Source organism: Kitasatospora sp. NPDC059817, from assembly GCF_042731835.1.
In the GTDB taxonomy this organism is placed as follows: Bacteria; Actinomycetota; Actinomycetes; order Streptomycetales; family Streptomycetaceae; genus Kitasatospora.
Genome location: NZ_JBHWIR010000343.1, coordinates 1 through 4,192 on the forward strand (window position 1 = coordinate 1; position 4,192 = coordinate 4,192).

Annotated in this window: 4 protein-coding genes and 1 pseudogene; 4 read left to right on the top strand and 1 reads right to left on the bottom strand. The window is 73.7% G+C overall.

All coding sequences use genetic code 11. The features are described 5' to 3' along the window. Nucleotides 1-86: 86 nt before the first annotated feature. The gene (locus ACFV61_RS34840; protein ID WP_380496106.1) at nucleotides 87-638 is read right to left on the bottom strand and encodes a DUF4439 domain-containing protein; all 552 of its coding nucleotides are present in this window, start codon (nucleotides 636-638) and stop codon (nucleotides 87-89) included. A gap of 869 nt (nucleotides 639-1,507) precedes the next feature. Here ACFV61_RS34840 and rimP point away from each other — a divergent pair. From rimP to ACFV61_RS34860, 4 genes and pseudogenes are all read left to right on the top strand, one after another. Next, nucleotides 1,508-2,062: a ribosome maturation factor RimP gene (gene rimP / locus ACFV61_RS34845; protein ID WP_063347627.1), complete on the top strand. Its 555-nt coding sequence runs from the start codon at nucleotides 1,508-1,510 to the stop codon at nucleotides 2,060-2,062. 57 nt (nucleotides 2,063-2,119) lie between these two features. Beyond that, nucleotides 2,120-3,130, top strand: coding sequence for a transcription termination factor NusA (gene nusA / locus ACFV61_RS34850; protein WP_063347626.1), 1,011 nt, complete (start codon nucleotides 2,120-2,122; stop codon nucleotides 3,128-3,130). A gap of 145 nt (nucleotides 3,131-3,275) precedes the next feature. Continuing rightward, nucleotides 3,276-3,524: a YlxR family protein gene (locus ACFV61_RS34855; RefSeq protein ID WP_063347625.1), complete on the top strand. Its 249-nt coding sequence runs from the start codon at nucleotides 3,276-3,278 to the stop codon at nucleotides 3,522-3,524. Between the two features lie 249 nt (nucleotides 3,525-3,773). After that, a pseudogene (locus ACFV61_RS34860) lies at nucleotides 3,774-4,172 on the top strand (translation initiation factor IF-2 N-terminal domain-containing protein); the annotation flags it as partial. Nucleotides 4,173-4,192: the final 20 nt, after the last annotated feature.

Below are 4,192 nucleotides of genomic sequence, written 5' to 3' on the forward strand. Positions count from 1 at the left end.
GACTCCCTCCTCCGCCTTGCGATGCACGCACCCCAACGCCGCCACGCCCGCCCTCCGGGCGGACGACGGGGGTTCGAAGACACGCCCTAGGGGGTGGTGGCCGTGGGGGTGGGGAGGGGCTCGGGGATGCCGGGGAAGGCGGGGTCGGCCGCGCCCCAGCGGTGGGCGCGCAGGGCGCAGTCGCGCAGGGCGTCGGCGGCGGCGCCCCGCTGGGGGCCGGGGACGGCGGCGACCAGGTCGGCGTAGACGGTGGTGAGCCGGGTTTCGAGGTGGGCGGCGAGCTTGGTGGCGCCGGCCGCGTCGGTGACGGCGAACGGGAGCTGGTAGCCGGCGGCCGCGGCGGCCGGGGTGGCGCCGAGGGAGCCGATCAGCCGTTGCCAGGCGTCCCGCCGGGCCTCGTGGGCGGCGTAGGCGGTGCGGGCGTCGGTGCGCTGCTGGTCCTCGGGGAGCCGGGCGCCGACCACGCCGTAGCCGTAGACGGCGGCGTGTTCGGCGCCGAGGGCGCCCTGGAGGGCGGTGACCGCTGCGGTGGCGGCGGGGTCGGCCGACGGGCCGGCGGAGGGGGAGCCGGTGGGCTGGTCGCTCGGGGGCGCGGTCGGCGCCTCGGTGGGGGTGGCGGCTGGGGGCGGGGCGACCAGCGGGGTGGTGTCGCCGAGGGCGACGGCGTGCAGCACGTCGGAGGCGGCGACCGAGGCGAGCAGCCGGGCCAGCGGCGGTCGGGCTGCGGCCAGGTCGGCGAGGCGGGCTTGGGCGGTCTGCCGTTCGAGTGCGGCGAGCGCGGCGGGGGTGCCGACCGGCGTTCCGCTCGGTGTCCCGCTCGGGCTGGTCGAGGGCGCGGTCGAGGGCGTGGTGGAGGGCGCGGTGGAGGGCGTGGTCGAGGGCGTGGCCGGGGGCGCCGGGGGGATCGAGGCGGCCGGCAGCCCGTAGGCGAGGGCGGCGCGGTGCTGGGCCACCTCGGCCCGGAGCGGCTGCAGCACGGCGGCCTGGGCGCCGTCCGGGCCTGCGAGCAGGGCGTCGTAGCCGGCCAGCAGGGTGTCGGTGGCGGCGATGGAGCGCAGGATGACCGGTTCGTCCGGGTTCGGCAGCGGGCCGCGGTTGCCGGGCATGGCGTCGTCGCCGCCGTGGGAGCCGGTGCAGGCGGTGAGGGTGGTGAGGGCGAGCAGCCCGAGAGCCAGGAGCGTGCGTCGGCTGGGCGGCTGCATGGGTGTCACTCCGGGGCGTGTGCGGGAGGGCGGCCTCCCCGCCTGCCCTTCGTAGGCGTGAATGATTACAGAATCCCCACGATTCCGGGCGGGGATTCGGATCTTGGGACGCCCCGGGAGCGGGTGTGAGCTTGCTCGCAGTGGGTGGCGTGCGCCCGGTCGGGGGTGGTCCGGAATCGGTGGTTCGCGGCTTCACCGGCTAGGCTTTGGGCCGAGCTGCCGTGACCCGGTGTGCGCCGGACCGGCGCCGGAGGGCGCGGAGCGACCTTCTGACAACAGCAGACGCGGCCGAGGAGTCCACCCGGATGAGCACCACCCACACCGACCGGCTGCGCGCGTTGCTGGAGCCGCTGGCCGTGCAGGCCGGTCTGGACCTGGAGGACGTCAAGGTCACCAAGGCCGGCAGCCGCCGCCAGGTGCAGATCGACGTCGACACCGACGGCGGCGTGGACATGGACGCCATCGCCGAGTTCAGCCGGGTGGTCGGTGAGGCTCTGGACGAGTCGGACCTGCTGGGCGACGAGCCCTACCTGCTGGAGGTCGGTTCGCCGGGCGCTGAGCGCTCGCTGGACCTGCCCCGGCACTGGCGTCGCGCGGAGGGCCGACTGGCCAAGATCCACCTGGTCGACGGCGGGGAGATCGTCGCCCGGGTGCTGGAGGCGGACGAGGACGGCGCGCTGGTCGAGGTGCAGCCGGTGAAGGGCCGTGGCCGTCCGAAGGAGCGCCGGCTGGCGTACGCCGAGGTGGATCGGGCGCGCGTGCAGGTCGAGTTCAACCGCAAGGACGACAAGCTCCTCGACGAGGCCGCGGACTACGCGGACGACGACGCCTCCGAGGAGGGGGACGACGGTGCGCTGTGACCTGCGCACCGCCCGGACCATGACGAACGTGACGAAAAAAGACGAGGAGGCGTAGCCGTGGACATCGACATGAGTGCCCTGCGCACGCTGGTCAACGAGAAGAACATCCCCTTCGACCTGCTGGTCGAGTCCATCGAGTCCGCCCTCCTCACCGCGTACCACCGCACCGAGGGCTCGCGCCGCCGCGCCCGGGTGCACCTGGACCGCAAGTCCGGCCACGTCACCGTGTGGGCGACGGAGGACCCGGCCGAGCTGGACGAGGGCGTCGAGCCCAAGGAGTTCGACGACACCCCGAACGGCTTCGGCCGGATCGCGTCCAGCATCGGCATCCAGGTGATGATGCAGCGTCTGCGCGACGCCGCCGACGACCAGACCTTCGGTGAGTACGCGGGCAAGGAGGGCGACATCGTCACCGGTGTCGTCCAGCAGGGCAACGACCCGAAGAACGTGCTGGTCGACATCGGCAAGCTGGAGGCCATCCTGCCGCCGCAGGAGCAGGTCCCGGGCGAGGACTACCGGCACGGCACCCGGCTGAAGTGCTACGTCGTGGCGGTGCGCCGCGGTGTGCGCGGGGCCTCGGTGACGCTGTCGCGGACGCACCCGAGCCTGGTGAAGAAGCTGTTCGCGCTGGAGGTCCCGGAGATCGCGGACGGCAGCGTGGAGATCGCGGCGATCGCCCGTGAGGCCGGCCACCGCACCAAGATCGCGGTCTGGTCGCGCCGGGCCGGGCTGAACGCCAAGGGCGCCTGCATCGGCCCGATGGGCAGCCGGGTGCGCGCGGTGATGGGCGAGCTGCACGGCGAGAAGATCGACATCGTCGACTGGTCGGAGGACCCCCGGGAGATGGTCGCCGCGGCGCTGTCCCCCGCACGGGTGACCAGCGTGGAGATCGTCGACCTGGCCCAGCGTTCCGCCCGGGTGATCGTGCCGGACTACCAGCTGTCGCTGGCGATCGGCAAGGAGGGGCAGAACGCCCGCCTCGCCGCCCGCCTCACCGGCTGGCGGATCGACATCCGTCCGGACACCGAGGGCCAGCCCGAGGACGGCGGTCGGGACACCGACCGCTGAGTGCGGCGCTGACCGGTCGTTCGCCCTGCCAAAGCCCCCCGTCGTTCCGCCCGGGATCGGTGGGGCGGCGCCATGTCCCTTCGGAGGGGTAGACTTGCCTTCGTCTGGCCGGACGCACGTCCGAGCACGCCCGGAACGCACCTGCGTGGGCTGCCGCAAGCGAGCGGCCAAGCACCAGCTGTTGCGTGTCACGGCGGTCGAGGGCGTCTGCGTCCCTGATCCCCGTGGTGCACTGCCGGGCCGGGGCGCTCACCTGCACCCCGATCCGGCCTGCCTCGACCTCGCGGTCCGCCGTCGGGCGTTTCCCCGGGCCTTCCGCCTCCAGGGGACGCTCGACACGGAGCGGCTCCGCGAGTTCATCGGGGAGCGGACCGTCGACACCCCGGCGCCCTGAGTCCATCAGGCCGCCCGGTGGGGCGACACCCGCTACGGCCGCCGCTCAGTGCGGCGGGAGAACCACCGCAACAAGCACGGTTCGCGGGCAGCCGCGTGCCGTGCCACCAGTCAGGTACCTCGCGATGTGGAAGTAGGTCGAGATTGCGATGAGCTCTCGATGAGTACGCGATGAGTACGCGATGGGTACGCCCATGAAGTAGCGACGGTCCGGCGGACGAGACACCCCGGACTCATAGACAGGAGTGAAGTGGCTAAGGTCCGGGTTTACGAACTCGCCAAGGAACTTGGCTTGGAGAGCAAGGCCGTCATGGCCAAGCTGACCGAGCTCGGTGAGTTCGTCCGTTCGGCGTCCTCGACGATTGAGGCGCCGGTCGTACGAAAGCTGACTGACGCGCTTGGTGTGGCCCCCACCGGTGGTGGTTCCGCTGCCAAGCCGGGCCCGCGCAAGAGCGCGGCGCCCCAGCCCGCGGGTGGCTCCGCCGCCGCGGGTGCACCCAAGCCGGGTGCTCCGACCCCGGGTCCGCGCCCCAGCGCGACCCCTGGTCCCCGTCCCACCCCGGCCGCGGCCCCTGTGGCCGAGGCCGCGCCCGCCGCCCCCGCCGCCCCCCCCCCCGCCCAACCGGCGGGGGGGCCGCACCCCCGGCCCGTGAAGTAAAAAAAAAAGAA

Coding starts and splice junctions, on each gene's coding strand:
- rimP (WP_063347627.1), top strand. CDS start 1,508: ATGAGCACCACCCACACCGACCGGCTGCGCGCGTTGCTGGAGCCGCTG.